The sequence below is a fragment of the Vibrio vulnificus NBRC 15645 = ATCC 27562 genome (assembly GCF_002224265.1).
Lineage (GTDB): Bacteria > Pseudomonadota > Gammaproteobacteria > Enterobacterales > Vibrionaceae > Vibrio > Vibrio vulnificus.
The window spans coordinates 880,698-897,974 of sequence record NZ_CP012882.1; the positions used below are offsets into that span (position 1 = coordinate 880,698).

Annotated in this window: 15 protein-coding genes and 1 pseudogene; 8 read left to right on the top strand and 8 right to left on the bottom strand. The window is 47.1% G+C overall.

Annotated elements, in window-relative coordinates:
• Positions 1-28 precede the first annotated feature (28 nt).
• Positions 29-1,039 carry a helix-turn-helix domain-containing protein gene (locus AOT11_RS19525; RefSeq protein WP_017421623.1) on the top strand — a complete coding sequence of 337 codons (1,011 nt, stop codon included), beginning with the start codon at positions 29-31 and terminating at the stop codon, positions 1,037-1,039.
• On the opposite strand, the gene AOT11_RS19530 is transcribed toward AOT11_RS19525, so the two are convergent.
• Positions 1,036-1,707, bottom strand: coding sequence for a pyridoxamine 5'-phosphate oxidase family protein (locus tag AOT11_RS19530; protein WP_017421624.1), 672 nt, complete (start codon positions 1,705-1,707; stop codon positions 1,036-1,038). The genes AOT11_RS19525 and AOT11_RS19530 overlap by 4 nt on opposite strands.
• Before the next feature lie 122 nt (positions 1,708-1,829).
• Between AOT11_RS19530 and pdxR the strand changes: the two genes are divergently transcribed.
• A complete protein-coding gene (gene pdxR, locus AOT11_RS19535; protein WP_049798003.1) occupies positions 1,830-3,287 on the top strand; it encodes a MocR-like pyridoxine biosynthesis transcription factor PdxR in 1,458 nt (485 codons plus the stop codon).
• A gap of 12 nt (positions 3,288-3,299) precedes the next feature.
• Positions 3,300-4,061 carry a class II glutamine amidotransferase gene (locus AOT11_RS19540; protein WP_017421626.1) on the top strand — a complete coding sequence of 254 codons (762 nt, stop codon included), beginning with the start codon at positions 3,300-3,302 and terminating at the stop codon, positions 4,059-4,061.
• A gap of 13 nt (positions 4,062-4,074) precedes the next feature.
• On the opposite strand, the pseudogene yjeH reads toward AOT11_RS19540, so the two are convergent.
• Positions 4,075-5,328 (bottom strand): annotated as a pseudogene (gene yjeH, locus AOT11_RS19545) (L-methionine/branched-chain amino acid transporter).
• 255 nt (positions 5,329-5,583) lie between these two features.
• Here yjeH and AOT11_RS19550 point away from each other — a divergent pair.
• The 3 genes from AOT11_RS19550 to AOT11_RS19560 are packed head-to-tail and all read left to right on the top strand — an operon-like array spanning position 5,584 to position 7,648.
• Positions 5,584-6,042: an Lrp/AsnC family transcriptional regulator gene (locus AOT11_RS19550; RefSeq protein ID WP_017421628.1), complete on the top strand. Its 459-nt coding sequence runs from the start codon at positions 5,584-5,586 to the stop codon at positions 6,040-6,042.
• Positions 6,035-6,976 (top strand): LysR family transcriptional regulator, encoded by a 942-nt coding sequence (locus AOT11_RS19555; protein ID WP_017421629.1) that lies wholly within the window; start codon positions 6,035-6,037, stop codon positions 6,974-6,976. Before AOT11_RS19550 ends, AOT11_RS19555 begins: the two co-directional genes overlap by 8 nt.
• Positions 6,977-7,033: 57 nt before the next feature.
• Positions 7,034-7,648, top strand: coding sequence for a LysE family translocator (locus AOT11_RS19560; RefSeq protein WP_026050675.1), 615 nt, complete (start codon positions 7,034-7,036; stop codon positions 7,646-7,648).
• 83 nt (positions 7,649-7,731) lie between these two features.
• Here the strand turns inward: AOT11_RS19560 and AOT11_RS19565 are convergent, their stop codons facing one another.
• Positions 7,732-8,205, bottom strand: a complete 474-nt coding sequence (locus AOT11_RS19565; RefSeq protein ID WP_017421631.1) for a peroxiredoxin — start codon at positions 8,203-8,205, stop codon at positions 7,732-7,734.
• Between the two features lie 190 nt (positions 8,206-8,395).
• Entirely contained in the window at positions 8,396-9,652 is a 1,257-nt protein-coding gene (locus AOT11_RS19570; protein ID WP_026050676.1) for an adenylosuccinate synthase, read from the bottom strand.
• A 104-nt stretch (positions 9,653-9,756) separates the two neighbouring features.
• On the opposite strand from AOT11_RS19570, the gene AOT11_RS19575 reads away from it, so the two are divergent.
• Positions 9,757-10,629, top strand: coding sequence for a LysR family transcriptional regulator (locus AOT11_RS19575; RefSeq protein WP_026050677.1), 873 nt, complete (start codon positions 9,757-9,759; stop codon positions 10,627-10,629).
• Here the strand turns inward: AOT11_RS19575 and AOT11_RS19580 are convergent.
• The 4 genes from AOT11_RS19580 to AOT11_RS19595 all read right to left on the bottom strand — a co-directional run bounded on the left by AOT11_RS19580 (position 10,626) and on the right by AOT11_RS19595 (position 14,471).
• A complete protein-coding gene (locus AOT11_RS19580) occupies positions 10,626-10,853 on the bottom strand; it encodes a hypothetical protein (protein ID WP_011081691.1) in 228 nt (75 codons plus the stop codon). The genes AOT11_RS19575 and AOT11_RS19580 overlap by 4 nt on opposite strands.
• 335 nt (positions 10,854-11,188) lie before the next feature.
• Positions 11,189-12,625 (bottom strand): glyceraldehyde-3-phosphate dehydrogenase, encoded by a 1,437-nt coding sequence (locus AOT11_RS19585; RefSeq protein WP_017421634.1) that lies wholly within the window; start codon positions 12,623-12,625, stop codon positions 11,189-11,191.
• Positions 12,626-12,959: 334 nt separating this feature from the next.
• On the bottom strand, positions 12,960-14,012 hold the full coding sequence (locus AOT11_RS19590; protein WP_017421635.1) for a porin family protein: 1,053 nt from the start codon (positions 14,010-14,012) through the stop codon (positions 12,960-12,962).
• Positions 14,013-14,471, bottom strand: coding sequence for a hypothetical protein (locus tag AOT11_RS19595; protein ID WP_011081688.1), 459 nt, complete (start codon positions 14,469-14,471; stop codon positions 14,013-14,015).
• A 109-nt stretch (positions 14,472-14,580) separates the two neighbouring features.
• Between AOT11_RS19595 and AOT11_RS19600 the strand changes: the two genes are divergently transcribed.
• Positions 14,581-17,226, top strand: coding sequence for a hybrid sensor histidine kinase/response regulator (locus AOT11_RS19600; RefSeq protein ID WP_017421636.1), 2,646 nt, complete (start codon positions 14,581-14,583; stop codon positions 17,224-17,226).
• Positions 17,227-17,277 lie beyond the last annotated feature (51 nt).

Sequence of the window (17,277 nt, forward strand, 5' to 3'; positions counted from 1 at the left end):
ATTTAGCTCTAATTGACGTGATCTGTTTATGGATATCAAATCTGTGCGCTTCATCCGCGCCATTTCTATAGTGAATCTCTACTTCAATGCGAAGCAGATGTATGGCTTGGACAACGAGCAACTGGTCATTCCGCACTCTGTGTTTAAGCAACCGATGAACCTGATCCCGCTTTCTGAAGTGAACCGGATGTACGCCCAGTTGGAGCAGGTGACCGAACCCGATTTCATTCTTAATTTGACCAGTGGAGTGGACATAGCAAAATTTGGTGCGGTAGGGCGTTGGCTTTTTTCGGGGCATGATCTCTCCACAACCATCCGCCGCATCAACTATGGCGTTAGCTGCCTGCAATCGGGGGCGTTTTTGGCGGGAGCGCAGATTGGCGCCATCCTCAAATGGACTTACGACAATCCTTTTATTCACTCCGATGTGAAAGTTCACGATAGTATTCGCACCGCAGTGTTTATGACCAAAGTATTGCGTGAATATCTTGGCGAAGACTTTTGCCCAAAACGGGTGATGATTTCAGGCTCACGACAAAATCGTCAGCGTTATCAAGATTTTTTTGGTTGTGAAATCGGTTGGAATCACAAGCGCACGGAAGTTTGGATTCATTCTGACGAGCGTTTGGCCGTTAGGCAGAAAAAAACAATAGCCAACAAGCGGCTGGCAATGAACTTTGCTGATCTGGATGATTTACTCAACATGCCAGTACCTGACGATGAGCTAAAATCGATTTACGAGCTGGTCAACTACAGCTGTCATTATGGTTTACCAACGCTCAATCGAGTTGCGGAACTGATATCTATGTCAGAACAGCAACTGCAGCGGCGATTGCATGCACTAGGGCTAAATTTTTCGACGGTTTGTGGATATGTTCTTAGTAACCAAGCGGTCAATGCGCTCACTCAAGGGGTTACCATTGAGGACGTTTCTCGGCGATTAGGTTATACCAATATCGCCAGCTTCAACCGCATGTTTAAGAAACATCGTGGAGTGACGCCCAAAGAATATCTGCAGCGTTTCCACGATGTTCGTTAGTCGTTCAACGGGGTAGAAAACCATCGTTTCCCATACGCTGATGCGTAATTTGGTTGTGGAATTAGGCCCTCTTGTTCATCCACACCCACTAATGGCCCCACAACGGTTCGATAGGGTAAGATACCCGCCCAAACGGGGCGATCGAGATCGCTGCTATCGTCATTGACACCAAATGCACTGATTTTCACCGACGCTTCTTCCAATCCGATGGCGAGCAGCTCGGTGGCATTAAGCTCTTTTTCGTTACTTAAGCGAACCTGCTCGGTGCGACCGGGGGCAATCTGCTCAATAAAATGATTCAACAAGCGATCCTTTTCTGTATTCTCTTCTATCACGTTAAATTGACCAAAAACCACCGCGCTTCGGTAGTGCGCACTGTGGTGAAAGGCAGAGCGTGCCAACACCCAGCCATCGAATAATGTAAAGGTGAGGCAGGTGTTTTGCCCTGATTTCAGTGCTTTGATTAAGCGGCTGTTCCGTGCGCCGTGAATATAGACTTGATTGTCGACACGCCAAGCAAGCATCGGGATGACAATGGGTCCCGAGGCATCCGAAATGGCGATGTGAGCGATCAAGCTTTCATCAATGATCCGATGTAACTGCTCGACGTCGTGCACTGCTTTACGTGCCGCTTTTTTAATTTGAGTCCTGTCCGTTGCTGACAACATACTTCTCTCCCTTTAGTGCTCGTGCGAAGTGCTTAGATGACAAGCACAATAAATACAAATTGGTCTAGCTATAAGGTCCAATTTTGATTTATGTTTAGATCCAATTGGAAAAGGGACTGACCATGCTACCGATTGAAATCGGCGATCTGACACTGACGCCAAAAACAGGAGTGTTACAGCAAGATCTTTACGACGCCATTCGAGAAAAAATCACGCGTGGGCTTTGGAATAAGCAGGGGCGCTTGCCTGCCACGCGTAAGTTAGCTCAGGCGCTCAATGTGAGCCGCAACACCGTCATCGCGGCGTACGAGCAACTCAGTGCGGAGGGTTACATTGAAAGCCGAGCTGGTTCGGGCTACTACGTCGCGGTTGAGTTACCAGAGCACTATCTGGGAGAGATGGCGATTTCGCCAGCTCAAGAAAAGAGCATTGCGGAATTCACAGCAGAACTTGAACCCATCAAGATCAACCGAGCTTTTGCGCCCGGCGCGCCGGATCTGGAAAAATTCCCGCTGCCTGAATGGCAAAAATATCTACAACGCCAACATTCGCGGCGCACCATCTTAGGCAATCAAATCGTCAAAGGGGATTACGCCCTCAGGTGCGCCTTGGTGGATTACTTGGCGTCGAGTCGCTCTGTTCAATGCCAAGCGGAGCAAATCATCATTACCTCTGGCGCGCAGCAGGCACTAACCATTGCTATGATGTGCGCAAAAGAAGCAAGCGATCGACTGTTAATGGAGCAACCGGGTTACAGTCAAATACGCAAAGTGGCCTGTTTATTGGGTATGCCGATGGAGCCCCTTAACGTCGCAGTGAGAAGCGGCATTGATGTTGCCGATGTGCTCGCTTCTGAGTGTCGTTTTGTCTACCTGACGCCGAGCAATCAATACCCGATGGGCACCACCTTAAGCACCGAGCAGAGAGTGCAAATCATTGAGTGGGCCCGAGTGAAACAGCGCTGGATTATTGAAGATGACTATGACAGCGAATTCCAGTTTGCGCATCGACCATATACCAGTTTGCAAGGGCTAGCCAGCCAAATTGGCGCCAGTGATCGCGTTATGTATATTGGTTCATTTAGCAAGATCATGTTTAACGGTTTGCGACTTGGCTACCTTGTCTTGCCCCCTGAGCTGGTGGATAGGGGCTGTGAAATCAAAGATGCCTTGAGTGGCGATTCGCCTACCCATACTCAGGCTGCGTTGGCGGAATTTATCGCCGATGGCGCGTTAATGCGTCATATCCGTAAGATGCGTCGCCTCTATGCACAGAAGTACCAAACGATGGTGACGAGCATTGAACGCCATTTTGCTCAGCGCTTGGAAGTGATCAGCCAAGCCGCAGGGTTGCATGTGACCGTACGTTGGTTCGAAGGGCCTTCGGAGCAACAGTGGGCCGCCGCAGGTTTAAAGCAAGGCATTGTGATTCGTCCTTTAAGCTATTATGAAAGTGAAGCCTGCGCGCCACGAGATTGGCAGGGCGCGGTATTAGGATTCGGTAATGTGGCAGAGGAAGAGATTGACGCCAAGCTCGCTCTACTGGCAAGCTTGTTTAAGCAAATATCGTCCCATCAATAAGGAAGCAAATCTATGTGTCGCTGGTTGGCCTACCAAGGAGAGCCTATCTATCTCGACAAACTGGTTTATGAGCCAGAACATTCATTAGTGCATCAGAGCCTTGAAGCGAGAAAAGCGGTGACCCGCGTCAATGCCGATGGTTTTGGTTTAGGTTGGTATACCGAGCGGGCAACGCCAGGGCAATTTCATGAGGTGCTTCCCGCTTGGGGGGACGAAAATCTGCGTTCATTAGCGCATCACATTCGCTCTCATCGCTTTATGGCTCACGTTCGTTCATCGACGGGCACTTCGGTATCACGTTCTAACTGCCACCCATTCATCCTTGAGCAATGGATGTTTTTACACAATGGTCAGATAGGTCAGTTTGCCGCGGTGAAGTTTGCTTTAGAGCGATTACTGCCCGAAGCGATTTACCTCAAACGTCGCGGTACCACAGACAGCGAGCTGATCTTTTTGTTGATGATGAAAAATGGGCTTCAGCATGATCCCTTAAACGCCATTCGACAGACGATTGACGAAGTGAACCAAATCATGCAGGAAAAAGCGATCACGGAGCCGTTTAAAGCGTCGATGTGCATCTCAAACGGTGACGAGTTTTGGGTCGTGAGATACGCCTCGGCAGGCGACCCGCCAACGGTGTTTATTCAAGATTGCCAAGATTCGATCATCCTCGCGTCGGAACCGTTGGACGGTCAGTGCCGTTGGCAAGTGGTTGCGCCCCAAACCATCACCCACATTCAAGGTAGCGCGGTGACTAGCTATCCGGTCGCGTAACTTATTGGCTGAGTTAAACCGACTCAGCCTTGTTCATTTGCTTTTTCGCTTGCAGAAAAAACAGAGCAAAAACGCTCAGTGCATACAGCATTGACCAACCAAGACAAACAAACACCAAGGAGCAGAGTATCAATGAGACGCCTGCAAGCCACTTCGCATGGCCATTCAGCAGTTTGAAGGCGGCCAGCATAGCAAGCAGATAGACTAAGACAAAAACGCTATTGGCCAATTTAAGGAAAAACTCTAAATCGAGCCCAGAGATTTCGCCAACAAGACAGGCGAGTGCCAAAACCAACCCCACCACTAAGGCTGCGTTGATGGGCACGCCGCGACGGGAAATTTTTGCCATTTTTCCACTTGGATTATGTTCTCTTGCTTGCGCCCAGATCATGCGTGAGAGGCTCTGGGTATAGAGATTGATGCTGGCAAAACAGGCGGAAAAGCCAATCACGCTGATCAGTGTTTTGACTTGCGTACCAAACAGTTGCTCACTTAGCCAAGGGATCGAAGCACTGTCAAACTCAGCACTACCGTAAGCGCCAAATTTGAGTATCACCACCGAACAAGCCCAGTACGTCACACCCGCGACAAAACAACCAATGACGATGGCGATGGGAAAATCGCGTTGTGGATTTTTAAACTCTTCCCCCATATGAGCAAAGGCTTCGATGCCGACAAAGCACCAAAACATCACCGCCAGTGCTGCGCTAATAGGCAGGAGCGAGTCACTGGTAAGAATGGGCATGTGCAAATCCTCGATACTGACTTCCCCGCGCTATAAGAAAGCGCCAACAAGCGCGAAAATAGCCAGAGCAATCAGCGTTTGTAAGTGTCCGGAAGAGCGTGCGCCGAGCAAGTTGACCGCCACTAATAACGAGACGGTGATCAACTGAGCCATCAAGGCGTGATTGAGTGCGCTAGGCAGTAACTGCTGCAAAAAGCCAGCGGCGAGCGCAATCGCAGCGGGAACCCCGACGGGAATCACCGAGACAAACAGCCATGCCACCGCGCTTTCTAGGCGTTTATCAAACGCTTGGCGAACAAAATAAGCTGTACCACCGGCGTTGGGGTAGCGCTTGCCAAGTTGAGCAAAGGTGAGGGCCACTGGGCAAATAAGCACAAACAGAAACAACCAAGCCCAGAGGGAATATTGACCGGCAATACTGGCGGCGATGGCGGGGATCATAAACAATCCGGTTCCCATCAAGGTGGTGGATAACTGGCCAATTCCTGACAACAGTGTAATTTCTTGTTTGAGTTCACTCATGACACGCTCCCTGTGCCGCTTCCATAGAAAATGAATAATTATGGAAATGGAAGCGCTAACCAAGCATATCGACTTTTGCAGAAAATGGCAGCTAGCAAAGTGATGTTGCGCACCGACATTTTGACGCTTTTGTTGCCAATTGCCGTCAAAGTGGCGGTTCGGGCAAATAGAGCCAAGTGGATTTTCACTGCTTCACTAATTGAGCGTTGTGAGTAGAATGGGAGAGAGATTAGGGATGCTAACCACAGAGAAGAAATGGATAAATTTGATAAACAGCTCCTCACCATACTGAGAAACGATGCACGTAGCTCTGTGACTGACATGGCGAAGGCGGTCAATCTGTCGCGTTCTGCCGTGACGGCCAGAATCAAAAAGTTGGAAAGTGATGGGGTGATCTTGGGCTACCACGCCGATATCGCGCAGGAGAAGGCCAGCGAAAAAATTGCCGCCTATCTGGCGTTGAAGTTTGATACTTCGGCTTCGAGCCATCATTGCGAAGCGTATGCCAAGGAAATTTATCTTATCGATGGGGTGAAGTGGTGCCACGCGATCAGTGGTGAAACGGATATGATGCTCTATGTGGAGGTGACGACCATGACACGGTTGAACCAGATCAGAGAGCAGTTACAAGCCTTCCCAGAACTGAAACACGTTATTACTCATACGGTACTGACGGAGTTCTTTAATACCACCAAAGTGTCTGATTATGCTTAACAACATCAATCTCAATTTACTGCGTTCTTTGCTCGTGTTGCTCGAAGAGTGTCATGTTAGCCGAGCGGCCGACAGATTACACATTACGCAATCTGCGATGAGTCGTCAGTTGGCCCAGTTACGAGAGCTTTGCGCTGACCCTCTGTTGGTCAGAGAAGGTAACCGACTTGTTGCGACGCCACACGCAGAAGCGCTGCGTCCTAAATTAGTGCAGTTACTAAGTGAGTTTGAACACCTCTTTGATCATCAGGCATTTAACCCGCAAGATTGGCAGGGGCAATTGGTGCTCTCGTCGAGCGATTATGTTGCGCAGTTCATTGTACCGACGCTCTCCAGCATTCTGATAGAGCAGGCCCCGCGTCTGACATTGTCCTACCGGCTTTGGCAGCCACAATATTTAGACAGCCTGCTCGACACGGGCATTCATCTGGCATCGACCATGTTGCCATCTCCTCCCAAAGAGCTTTCCTACACGAAAATCGGTGAAGATTACTCGGTGTGTGTGATGCGTCAAGGCCATCCGCTATCGGGCAAAGTGGCGTTGAGCTTGGAAGAGATGCTGAGCTACTCGCACATTAAAGTGACTGGTGGCGGAGACAAGGACTCGGCAACCGACAGTGTATTAAGAAAACTGGGCAAAACACGTCACATTGCCTTACAAGTGCCTTTCTTTTCCGCTGCGGTGAACGTCCTGATTCAAAGTGATTACTTGATGGTGGTGCCCGAACATATCGCAGTGAACTTGGCGAAGAGTCAACCTATTTACCATTGCCCATTGCCGTTTGAAACGGAAATTCATCAATATTGGTTAATGTGGCACCCTAAATACGATCATGACTCAGCTCATCGATGGGCACGAGAGAAGGTAACCCGCTTCATGCTGAGTTGCGAGTATTCAATAGGTATGATTTCAAATCATGGCAATCATGATTAAGTTTGATTTCAGTTCATTTGAAAATTGACTTACTGTGAATCATCACAGGAGAAGATTATGACATTCACAGTTTGGTTATCACTTTTTACGATCTGCATTTTGGGCGCGATGTCGCCGGGGCCAAGTTTGGCGATTGTCGCGAAGCATGCGTTAGCGGGTGGGCGAGCCAATGGTTTGGCCACCAGTTGGGCACACGCTTTTGGCATAGGGATATACGCTTTCGTGACCTTAATTGGTTTGGCGGTGGTGTTACAGCAATCCCCACTCTTGTTCAAAACCATTAGTTACGCAGGTGCGGGCTATTTAGCCTACTTGGGTTACAACGCGTTGCGCTCTAAAGGTGGTGTGGCGGCCAAGTTGGAATCGGGGGAGCAAACGACGGTTTTGCAGTCGGCCAAAGAAGGCTTTTTGATTTCTATTCTCAGTCCGAAAATTGCGCTGTTTTTCATCGCACTGTTTAGCCAGTTTGTGGCGCTGGGGAATGAGTTGAGTAATCAAGTGATTATCGTCGCGACGCCATTTATCGTTGATGGCCTCTGGTATACCTTTATCACCTTGGTGTTATCGAGCTCAAAAGTAGTGGACAAAATTCGCTCCAAAGCACAGTTGATCGATCGCCTGTCAGGCGTGGTGCTGATTTTGCTGGCAGCGCGTGTGGTGATGACGGTGTAATGGCCGAGTAATCGTTAGCTACCGATGAGCAACAAGAAAAACGCAAGCGTCAGAGCTTGCGTTTTGTTTTGGATTTAAGCGGCTTAAAGCGCGGCTAGAATAGTTTCAGCGTTACTCACTTCAAATGATTTTGGCGCTTCCACATTCAGGGTGGTTACCACGCCGTTGTCGATAATCATCGCGTAGCGTTGAGAGCGAAGGCCACCAAACCCAGCGGTATCCATTTCCAAGCCGAGCGCTTTGGTAAAGCTCGCGTCGCCATCCGCCAGCATCAGAATTTCTTCCGCGTTTTGTGCATCACCCCAGGCTTTCATCACAAACGCATCGTTGACAGAAACACAGGCAATCAGATCGACCCCTTTCGCCTTAAGTTGATCAGCCAGTACGATATAACCTGGTAAATGTGCTTCTGAACAGGTTGGGGTGAATGCCCCTGGTACGGCGAAAAGCACGACTTTTTTGCCAGCAAACAGCTCTAAAACAGGGTGATGAACCATTCCCTCTTTGGTCAGTTGGCTCAGTGTAGCGTTAGGTAAAGTTTGGCCTTGAGCGATCATGTTATTGTCCTTATTTGACGAATTAAGTTCTCAAGCAGTGTAGTACGAAATCAATAAGTTAAACACGGATGAAAAGCGGGGTTAATCGAGATAGTGATCTTCACTTAGTTGAGCGCGTTTGGGGAGGGTAGATATCGGTAGAGACAAAAAATCCGGGCGAGCCCGGATTTTTTAAGTCATTGACTATCGATTAGCGAAGGATCATTTGCTCGCGACCAGGGCCAACAGAGACCATACTCACTGGAACGCCCATCAGTTCTTCAATACGCAATACATATTGCTGAGCGGCTTGAGGCAGATCTTCAAAACGACGGCAGGCAGTGATGTCTTCGCTCCAGCTTGGCATTTTCTCGTAAACCGGTGCTAACGCTGCGGTTTGAGGCCAAATTGGGTTCTCACTGTGATCGCCTTGATAAGCCACACAGATTTTCAGATCGTCGAGGCCAGTCAAACAGTCGAGTTTGGTCAGCGCAATTTCAGTTGCGGCTTGCAGTTCAACCCCATTTTTGGTGGCTACGGCGTCGAAGTAACCCATATCACGAGGGCGGCCAGTTGTTGCTCCGAACTCGTTCGCCGCTTCACGGAACGCATCTTGCTCTTCCATTGCGGTGATCAGCGTACCTGTGCCCACCGATGAGCTGAAGGCTTTAGCAACAGCAATAACACGCTCTGGGCGAAGGGCTGGTAAGCCACTACCAATGCCTGCGTAGGCAGAAACTACGTTAGAAGAGGTTGTCCATGGGTATTCGCCATACACTAAATCACGACCTGCACCCAGTTGGGCCTCGAAAAGTAGATTTTGGTTTTCTGCTTGCAGTGCTTTTAAAGGAACAGACACGTTACAAATCGCATCACGCCAAGGGGCAGATACCTCAAGTAGCCAATCGGCCATCTCTTGCGCCGTTTGCTCAAATTTGAACTCAGGGTAGAGCGCGCGTAGTTGAGGCAGTTTCCAATCCAACATAAATTGCAGGCGATCGACCAACACTTCTGGTTGTTTTAGCCAGCCCAGCAGAATGCCTTTTTTCATCACGCGGTCACCGTAAGCCGGAGCAATACCTTGACGAGTGGAACCGTAAGCCTTGTCGCCTAGGCGTTGTTCTTCTAGGGTATCTTCTAGTGCGTGAAGCGGTAGACACAGCGTTGCACGATCAGAAATGCACAGATTCACTTTCACGCCAGATTGTTCAACTTCCGCCAACTCTTGAGTAAGCAGTGCTGGGCTAATTACCATGCCAGGGCCAAGCACCGCAAGGCAACCTGGGTTGAAGACACCACTAGGAAGTTGATGAAGTTTGAATGTACCAAAATGGTTCACTACGGTATGACCTGCGTTGTTCCCACCTTGGAAACGTACGCTAGCCGCTGCGTTTTCTGCTAGAAAATCAACGATGCGGCCTTTACCTTCATCACCCCAGTTTGCACCCACAACAACGATAGACGTCATGACAATTCCTCCGAAATAAGACCAAAGCATCTTAGGGTGATAGTATTAATAAGAGAAATTAATTATACTCATCAAGTCAATAAGAAACTCATATGGAGTCGGCGGTGTTGGATCTGAACTGGTTGAAGACGTTTATTACCTTGGCGGAAGTGAAACATTTTGGTAAAACCGCTAATGAACTGCACATGACACAACCCAATGTCAGCCTGCATATCAAACAGCTAGAGCAGACAACCAAAGCCAAATTGATCGAACGAAACCCAGTTCAGTTAACGCCAGCGGGGCGTCGACTGTTAAAGTCTGCCAAGTTGATGCTCAATGAGCTGCAAATTTGTCAATCCGATCTCAATGCCATCAATGAATTAACGCAAGGGACACTCTCAATTGCAGCCAGTGACATTGTTTCGCGTTTGCTGCTGATTGAACCTTTTCAACGCTTCAAAAATGACTATCCGGGTATCGATTTAGCCTTGTTTAACACCACCTCTTCTCAAGCTGTCGAATTGGTCAAAAGTGCCCGTGCTGATATTGGTTTTGTGATCGCACAAAAAGAGAGTCAACCGCTACACTTCACGCCTTTGACTCAGATTAAATGGTGTGCGTTTGGTGATGATTTGTTGGATAAAGCATGGGAGGTGCAAGATAAGCCCACACTTATCTTGCTTGGGCACGATACTCGTACACGGGAGCTGATTGATGCCTCTTTGCCGAAATTGAATCTGCCTCGTTTTCGAGTAATGGAAGTGGGGAGTGTCGAAGCGCAAATCGATTGGGCAGAGGCTGGATTTGGTACTGCAATTGTGCCGGATTTTTCTTTGCATACCAAAACCACGTTAAGCAGGAAAGTCACGCACTTGGAGGATTTTCCTGCAACCGACTTTGGCTATATCGTGCGACAAAACCAAGTTCTGTCGAAAGCGGCGAAGCAATTACTTGGGTGGGTTGAAGAGTATGCGCAATCGACCGATTGGCATTAACGCGAGACTTCTTCGAACTCACCATCGATGACTCGGTGCTGCTGGCCGTCATCGTGTTGTGTGCGCTGTGCTTGCGCTTGTTGCGCGGCTTGTTTTAGCTGCTTTTCGATTCTTTTTCCGGTGATCAGAGCGACGATGGTCAACGGAATTGCCAAGAGCAAGCTGAACATGAGCGTGAACAGAGCGGTAATCGCAGTCAGTGCAGTCATAATAATGCGGTTCATAAATATTGCCTCTTTGGTTGTTCTATGGAGTCATACTGCGGTGGTGAAGATGAACGAAATATGAATATGATTCAAAAAGTACAAAGCGCTGACATTTGACCAAGTTGGCTCGTCGATGAGGAAAGCCAATATGTGCTTCCACGGCCACAAGGTAAGATCAACACAACGATATGATGGTTAAAAGGCACCTGTATCAGGGGGTACAGGTGCAATGGGGGAGAGATTATTATTGTCGTTATAAGAGAACAAATATTTGAACCAGCGGCTTTGTCGTAGGTAAACAAACCCGCTGGTGGCTTCGTTATCAAGGTGTCGTTAGTTGTGGAGCAAGCTAATTACACACGAGGGAAAGTCTGATAACGAACACCCATCATTTGTTCCATACAGTGAACAACTTGGCAGCTATAGCCAAACTCGTTGTCATACCATATATACAGCACTGCGCGGTTATCTTGTGCAATCGTTGCTTGACCATCCACAACACCCGCATGACGTGAGCCGACCAGATCGCTAGAAACAATCTCTGTCGAATCGGTATAGTCAATTTGTGCAGAAAGTGGTGAAGCCAGCGCCATTTCACGCAGATACTCGTTAAGTTCTTCTTTTGTCGTACCTTTTTCAAGGTTGAGATTAGCAACTGCCATCGATACGTTCGGGGTTGGGACGCGAATCGCATTACCAGTTAAACGCCCGGCGAGTTCAGGCAGTGCCTTCGCTACTGCTTTGGCTGCGCCCGTTGAGGTCAATACCATGTTCAGTGCCGCACCTCGACCACGACGATCGCCCTTGTGGAAGTTGTCGATCAAGTTTTGATCGTTAGTGTAAGAGTGCACCGTTTCGATGTGACCTGAGATGACGCCATATTTGTCGTTAATCACTTTCAGCACTGGTGTGATGGCGTTGGTGGTGCAACTTGCGGCAGAGATGATGGTGTCGTCTGACTTAATCACATCTTCGTTCACCCCAAATACGACGTTTTTGATATCACCTTTACCTGGTGCAGTCAGCAGGACTTTCGCAGCGCCTTGGCATTGCAAATGTTGGCCTAAGCCTTCTGCATCACGCCACACGCCAGTATTGTCAACCACTAAGGCGTTTTGAATGCCATATGCGGTGTAGTCGACCTCTTCAGGTTTGTTCGCATAAATGATCTGAACGAAGTTGCCGTTGATCACCAATGCGCTGTTTTCTTCATCAATGACGATACTGCCGTTGAATTGGCCGTGTACAGAGTCACGACGAAGCAAACTTGCGCGTTTTTGCAAATCACCATCTCGTCCACCACGGACAACAATGGCACGCAGTTTTAGTGGATAGCCAGGGCCACTCTTTTCAATAAGAAGGCGGGTTAATAGACGGCCAATTCGGCCAAAACCGTACAACACAACATCTCGTGATGCGAGCGAAGAACCTGCATCCAATGCGCCAATTAACGCGGTTTGTAAGTAGTCATCCAGTGCAGACGCATCGTCATGGCTTTCCCAATATTGATGAGCAAGTTGGCCAACATCAACACGACAAGCAGAAATGCTCATGTCACATACTTTTTCGATGATAGGTAGTGTTTGCTCAAGAGAAAGAGGAGTGCCAGTGTAGTGTCGAGCGACACGGTGAGTTTTGAGAATGTCGATGGTGGTTGCATTGATCAGGGTTTTACCAAAAAGAATGATTTCGACACCTTTTTGGCGGTACAGCTTGCCGATAAGTGGAGTGATGGATTCCGCAATCGTTTGGCTGGTTTGCCAGTCTTGGAGATATTTCTCTGGACTCATGTTTGTATTAGACCTTTCACGTTTTTGGGGCTGACCTTACTTTCTGAATGTAGGGGGAACAGAAAGCAGGGATAAGGGTTGTAATAGTCTTGTAATATTTATGTGGCGGGAGTTTACACGGCAAGTTGTTATTCTGCTAGGAAAAATAAAACAGATAAAATGTCTGTAACTGATTGAAATTAAGCCGTAATCTGGTTGGTTTGAACAACGAAATACGTATTGACATTTTCATTCTCAGAAACTTATTTTGTGAAAATAATGTATAAAAGCACTCATGAGTTGTAACGCAATTCAATTATTGCACTTTAAGTAAGACATGGATCTACTTTAACACTCAAAAAGTAAACGATAAGCCGAGGCTAAATAGGTTTACCTCACCAACCAACTCGTTTGGTGGGAGTTGAGGCTGAGTAAAGTGGCCGCTAATCACAGTTTTAGAGCTTTGTATGTAAAGCCATTCGCCATAAACACTCAAATTAGGCAATAGAGAGTATTTCAAGCCTATGCTGTATGTTTCGTTTTCGACAGATTTTCTCCTTTGGCTGTAGGTGATATAGGGTGTGAGATCGTTCCATTGGTAGTTAACGCTGACATACCAATTGGAGTGATAGCGACTGCTTGTAAGCAACTCAGCAATAAATTGCCACTGTTGCCAGTTGTAAATGGTACCTAGACTAAACAAGGTTAACGCTTGCTCACCTCCAGGAATGATGATGCTCGCTGGATAGGTTTGTTCAAACACGGTGTGCATGATTGCAGCCCTAACCAGATTTTCATCAAAATCGATTTCGGTGGTGATGCCATAAGCAATGTCGGTGTCGATGATGAGCGGTTCACCATAAAGCACGTAGTCATCGCGGCTCGACTTCGCAACAAAGCTCGCTAGGCGAATCGGAATGTCTGGAGTGAGCCACTTTTGCATGTCCAGTGACAAGCCATCGTAATTGGAGATGCCTAACACGCTTTCATAGACATCGATAGGAGGACGAAGCCATGGGTAAGCCTGTGAGACAAACAAGTATTCAGACATAAGAAAAAGAGGAATCCGCTGACGGCCTATTTTGGTGCTCCAATCATCCCAGCGATATTCCACAAAAGCCCAAGCCAGTGAGGGCTCAGAGAAGTGATCACGAGGTTGCTTGACGACTTGTAGCGATGCTCGCCAGTTTTCATTCATCGACCAATCCAATTGCAGGCCCAAAGTGGTTTCACAGTCGTAGCACCATTCATCAGTAAATTCTTTTTCTTGGATGATCGGCGTCGTTTGATCGCTTTTGCTCGCAGAAAGTGAGCCAAATCCGCTGATGGTGAGTTGGTCCGACAGCGTCCATTCTCCGTAAGCCGGAGAGCAGAGTAGGCACAAGGGTAAAATAAATTTAAGCCTCATTTATTCTTCCTCAGTCGTAAATTGGTAGAGCACATGTACGTCACTGGGTACCTCATTCGCTGGGAAATAAGCAATGCCGGAAGGAGTAATGGCTAGCCATTCCATTACCTCTTTAATGCTTTGTTCCGATAGCTGAAAAGGTTGTTTTGTGCGTCCTGAAAAGGTTTGTTTGGCCCAAATAGCGGCCATTTGTGACGGAGTTTTGTTCAATAAAATTTGATAAAACTGGTTACGTTGTTGCGACGAAGCGGGCAAATCGAGCAGTTCAAAAGGAATGCCATCGATTTGCGTCATTTTGCCGCGATAAATCATCTTAACTTGGCTGGTGCTTAAGGTGGGTAGCTGAGGGTTGAGCGAAAAAATGATGTACTGGTCTGCGGCTCTCACAGATAAGGATGAGAGCACACTAATTAATACAACAACGATCACCAACAGACTGAATTTAGGCATTAACCTCACACCGTTTCACCGGTTTCCCGCGATTTAATTAACTTTTATTTTGTTGCTATGAAATTGGTCTAGTATTAAGGATAGGCTAGGTCCCAATGCTTGCAAGGACGAAACAAATATGATGAAGATTTCTATAAAAACTCGTCTCGCCCTGCTTTCGCTGCTACCCGCTATTTTTATATTGGGTTTTACAGTGCAGGAGTTATTAAATAACCGTCGTCAGTTAGACTCTCTTGATAAAACCATCAGTCGAATACACATACAAAATGGGATTGCTGAAACGGCTTTTAGGATTTATCAGGGGGTTCAAGGAGAAATGCGTTATTTGGATGAGTTATCGCAAAGTGACTCATTCAACCAGTTTATGTACTCGCTGGATGTTTCATCGGAATTAAGTGGGTTAAAAAACGATTTAATTGAAGCGTTGTCGGAAATAAAAAGTCAACCAGCGCAAGAAAGATTGATTTCATCAGAGTGGGGGTTTGATGTTTTGCGGGAGATGTTGGAGGCCATCGAAAATGAGCATCTTCATTTGTCTCTTAATGATGCAGAAACGACGCAAAAGCTCATTACTCAGCTCATCTCCCTTTCCTATTGGGCGCAAAAAGAAGCGCTGCTCACGTACAAATTACAAACGCAAGGAACGTACAGCGTTGACTATGCTGCGTTTTATCAGGCAATTGAAAGGCAACAGCAAGCGCTTGAGCGTTTTCTTGATTTAGGCGCAAGTCATCATCAAGTTGAAAAGCTATTGCAGTTTTTTTCATCAGAACGTTATCAAAGCAGTGTGCAATATCGAGACAGCATTGCCGCAGGAACGCTCTCTTTGGATCAGCTTAAAGCGTACAGTGTTGAGCTAGATTATCGTTTGCAAACGCTACTGTTGTTGATCAATAGTTTTTCGATTCAAGCGGAAACCAGCCTGCGCAGTCAAATAGAGCATCAACAATGGTATTTCACGGGCATGACAGGTGCGGTATTTGCCATGCTATTCGTGTTGTTTATGTTGGGTACGTCCACATGGCTAAGGGTTTACAATAAGCTCAATGCCATTTTGAATGCGTTACAAAGTTTGACCAAAGAGGATGAGAAAAGTCAGCAAACACGAGTAATCCCTGACGGCAATGACGAGTTCACTGTGTTTGCTAAACAGATAAACCAAATTATTGATGAGAAGCAGCAGCAGATGGTGGAGATTATCCATGCGAAAGAGTCGGCCATTTCTGCTAACCGAGCGAAATCGGTCTTTTTAGCCAATATGTCTCATGAAATTCGCACGCCTTTGAACGGGATTATCGGAATGACTGAAATCTTGTCTCAAAGTGAACTTAGTAGCCAACAAAAGGAGATTTTAGGGGATATTGATACCTCTTCACAATCTCTGCTCATCTTGTTGAACGACATCCTTGATCTATCCAAGATTGAATCGGGTAACTTGAACATTTCACTTCAGGAAGCGGATATTCGAGAAACGGTCTACCAAGCCATGACTCTGTTTCAATCGAAGGCGACAAGCAAAAACATCGAACTGCACATCACGATGGGAGAGGATATTCCTGCCAAAGTAATGGCGGATGATCACCGAATCAAACAAGTTCTGACCAACTTAGTCGGTAATGCAATCAAGTTCACCAAAGAGGGCTACATCTCGACATTCGTCAACTATCAAGCAGATGATCACGATCACCAAGGCTATCTGACCTTCAAAGTGACGGATACTGGTATTGGTATCGATCAAGCAAAACTAGAAACGATTTTCGAGCCGTTTACGCAAGAAGATGACAGCATCACGCGGCAATTTGGTGGAACTGGCTTAGGCTTAGCGATTTGCCGTCAGTTGGTTGCCATGATGGGAGGCGAGTTAACGGCCACGTCAACAAAAGGTTTAGGAAGCTGCTTTTCATTTACGATCCCAGTGGAAACTCTCGATACCGAAAACTGGCGTTCACCAGTGATTAAGAAAGGCTTATTGATCGCGGATAACTATGGTTATACCAACCAACTTATTAATGAAAGCCGGTTATGTGGTATTGAGTTGACGATCGCGGAAGGGGTGGAGCAAGTTCAGTTATTGAAGCCCGATTTTGATGTGGTTTTCTATTGCCACAGCCTGCACCAAAATGCGACTCGAGACTTAGAGCAACTTGAGCAGGTGATCCCTCTTCAACGCGTCGTGGTTTGTCAGCATCATTTGTTCAGCAGTCATATTAACATCGAACGAGTTCATGCTCTTTTGACCCAGCCATTCTTAGGGAAACGATTCAAAGCGTGCATTGAGAGTCTGGCGCAAAACATGTCACATCCCTCCGCTTTCTCAAGTGAGAGAATATCAACCAAACAGGAACGTCCTTTCGACACACGAGTTAGCGCATCATACGGCCGCAACCATCGCCGAATCCTGATTGCGGAAGACAATCTAATGAATCAAAAAATTGCCAGTTTTTTCTTAGAAAAGGCCGGGTTTGACTATTTGATTACCAGTAATGGGCAAGAAGCACTTGATGCTATCACTCAAGGAGGAAAATTTGATGCGGTCTTAATGGACTGTATGATGCCCGTGATGGATGGTATTACAGCAACAAGAGAAATCCGACGTTGGGAAACAGAACAAGGCAATGGAAAAACGCCAATTATTGCCTTAACAGCAAGTGTGCTTGAAGAGGATATTCAAAGCTGCTTTGAGGCCGGGATGGACGCCTACCTACCCAAACCATACAAATCTAACCAGCTTTATGACCTGTTTAGTGAACTGAAAATAGCTTAGGCGTCTCGCCTATTTTTAAAGTGGCCAACCTATGGGGTTGGCCACTTCTTA

What these genes read in the sequence shown, in the direction of transcription:
- AOT11_RS19555 (WP_017421629.1), top strand. Translation starts at nt 6,035, where the DNA reads ATGCTTAACAACATCAATCTCAATTTACTGCGTTCTTTGCTCGTGTTG.
- AOT11_RS19550 (WP_017421628.1), top strand. Translation starts at nt 5,584, where the DNA reads ATGGATAAATTTGATAAACAGCTCCTCACCATACTGAGAAACGATGCA.
- AOT11_RS19580 (WP_011081691.1), bottom strand. Translation starts at nt 10,853, where the DNA reads ATGAACCGCATTATTATGACTGCACTGACTGCGATTACCGCTCTGTTC.
- AOT11_RS19530 (WP_017421624.1), bottom strand. Translation starts at nt 1,707, where the DNA reads ATGTTGTCAGCAACGGACAGGACTCAAATTAAAAAAGCGGCACGTAAA.
- AOT11_RS19570 (WP_026050676.1), bottom strand. Translation starts at nt 9,652, where the DNA reads ATGACGTCTATCGTTGTTGTGGGTGCAAACTGGGGTGATGAAGGTAAA.
- AOT11_RS19540 (WP_017421626.1), top strand. Translation starts at nt 3,300, where the DNA reads ATGTGTCGCTGGTTGGCCTACCAAGGAGAGCCTATCTATCTCGACAAA.
- AOT11_RS19525 (WP_017421623.1), top strand. Translation starts at nt 29, where the DNA reads ATGGATATCAAATCTGTGCGCTTCATCCGCGCCATTTCTATAGTGAAT.
- AOT11_RS19560 (WP_026050675.1), top strand. Translation starts at nt 7,034, where the DNA reads ATGACATTCACAGTTTGGTTATCACTTTTTACGATCTGCATTTTGGGC.
- AOT11_RS19600 (WP_017421636.1), top strand. Translation starts at nt 14,581, where the DNA reads ATGATGAAGATTTCTATAAAAACTCGTCTCGCCCTGCTTTCGCTGCTA.
- AOT11_RS19585 (WP_017421634.1), bottom strand. Translation starts at nt 12,625, where the DNA reads ATGAGTCCAGAGAAATATCTCCAAGACTGGCAAACCAGCCAAACGATT.
- AOT11_RS19590 (WP_017421635.1), bottom strand. Translation starts at nt 14,012, where the DNA reads ATGAGGCTTAAATTTATTTTACCCTTGTGCCTACTCTGCTCTCCGGCT.
- AOT11_RS19565 (WP_017421631.1), bottom strand. Translation starts at nt 8,205, where the DNA reads ATGATCGCTCAAGGCCAAACTTTACCTAACGCTACACTGAGCCAACTG.
- pdxR (WP_049798003.1), top strand. Translation starts at nt 1,830, where the DNA reads ATGCTACCGATTGAAATCGGCGATCTGACACTGACGCCAAAAACAGGA.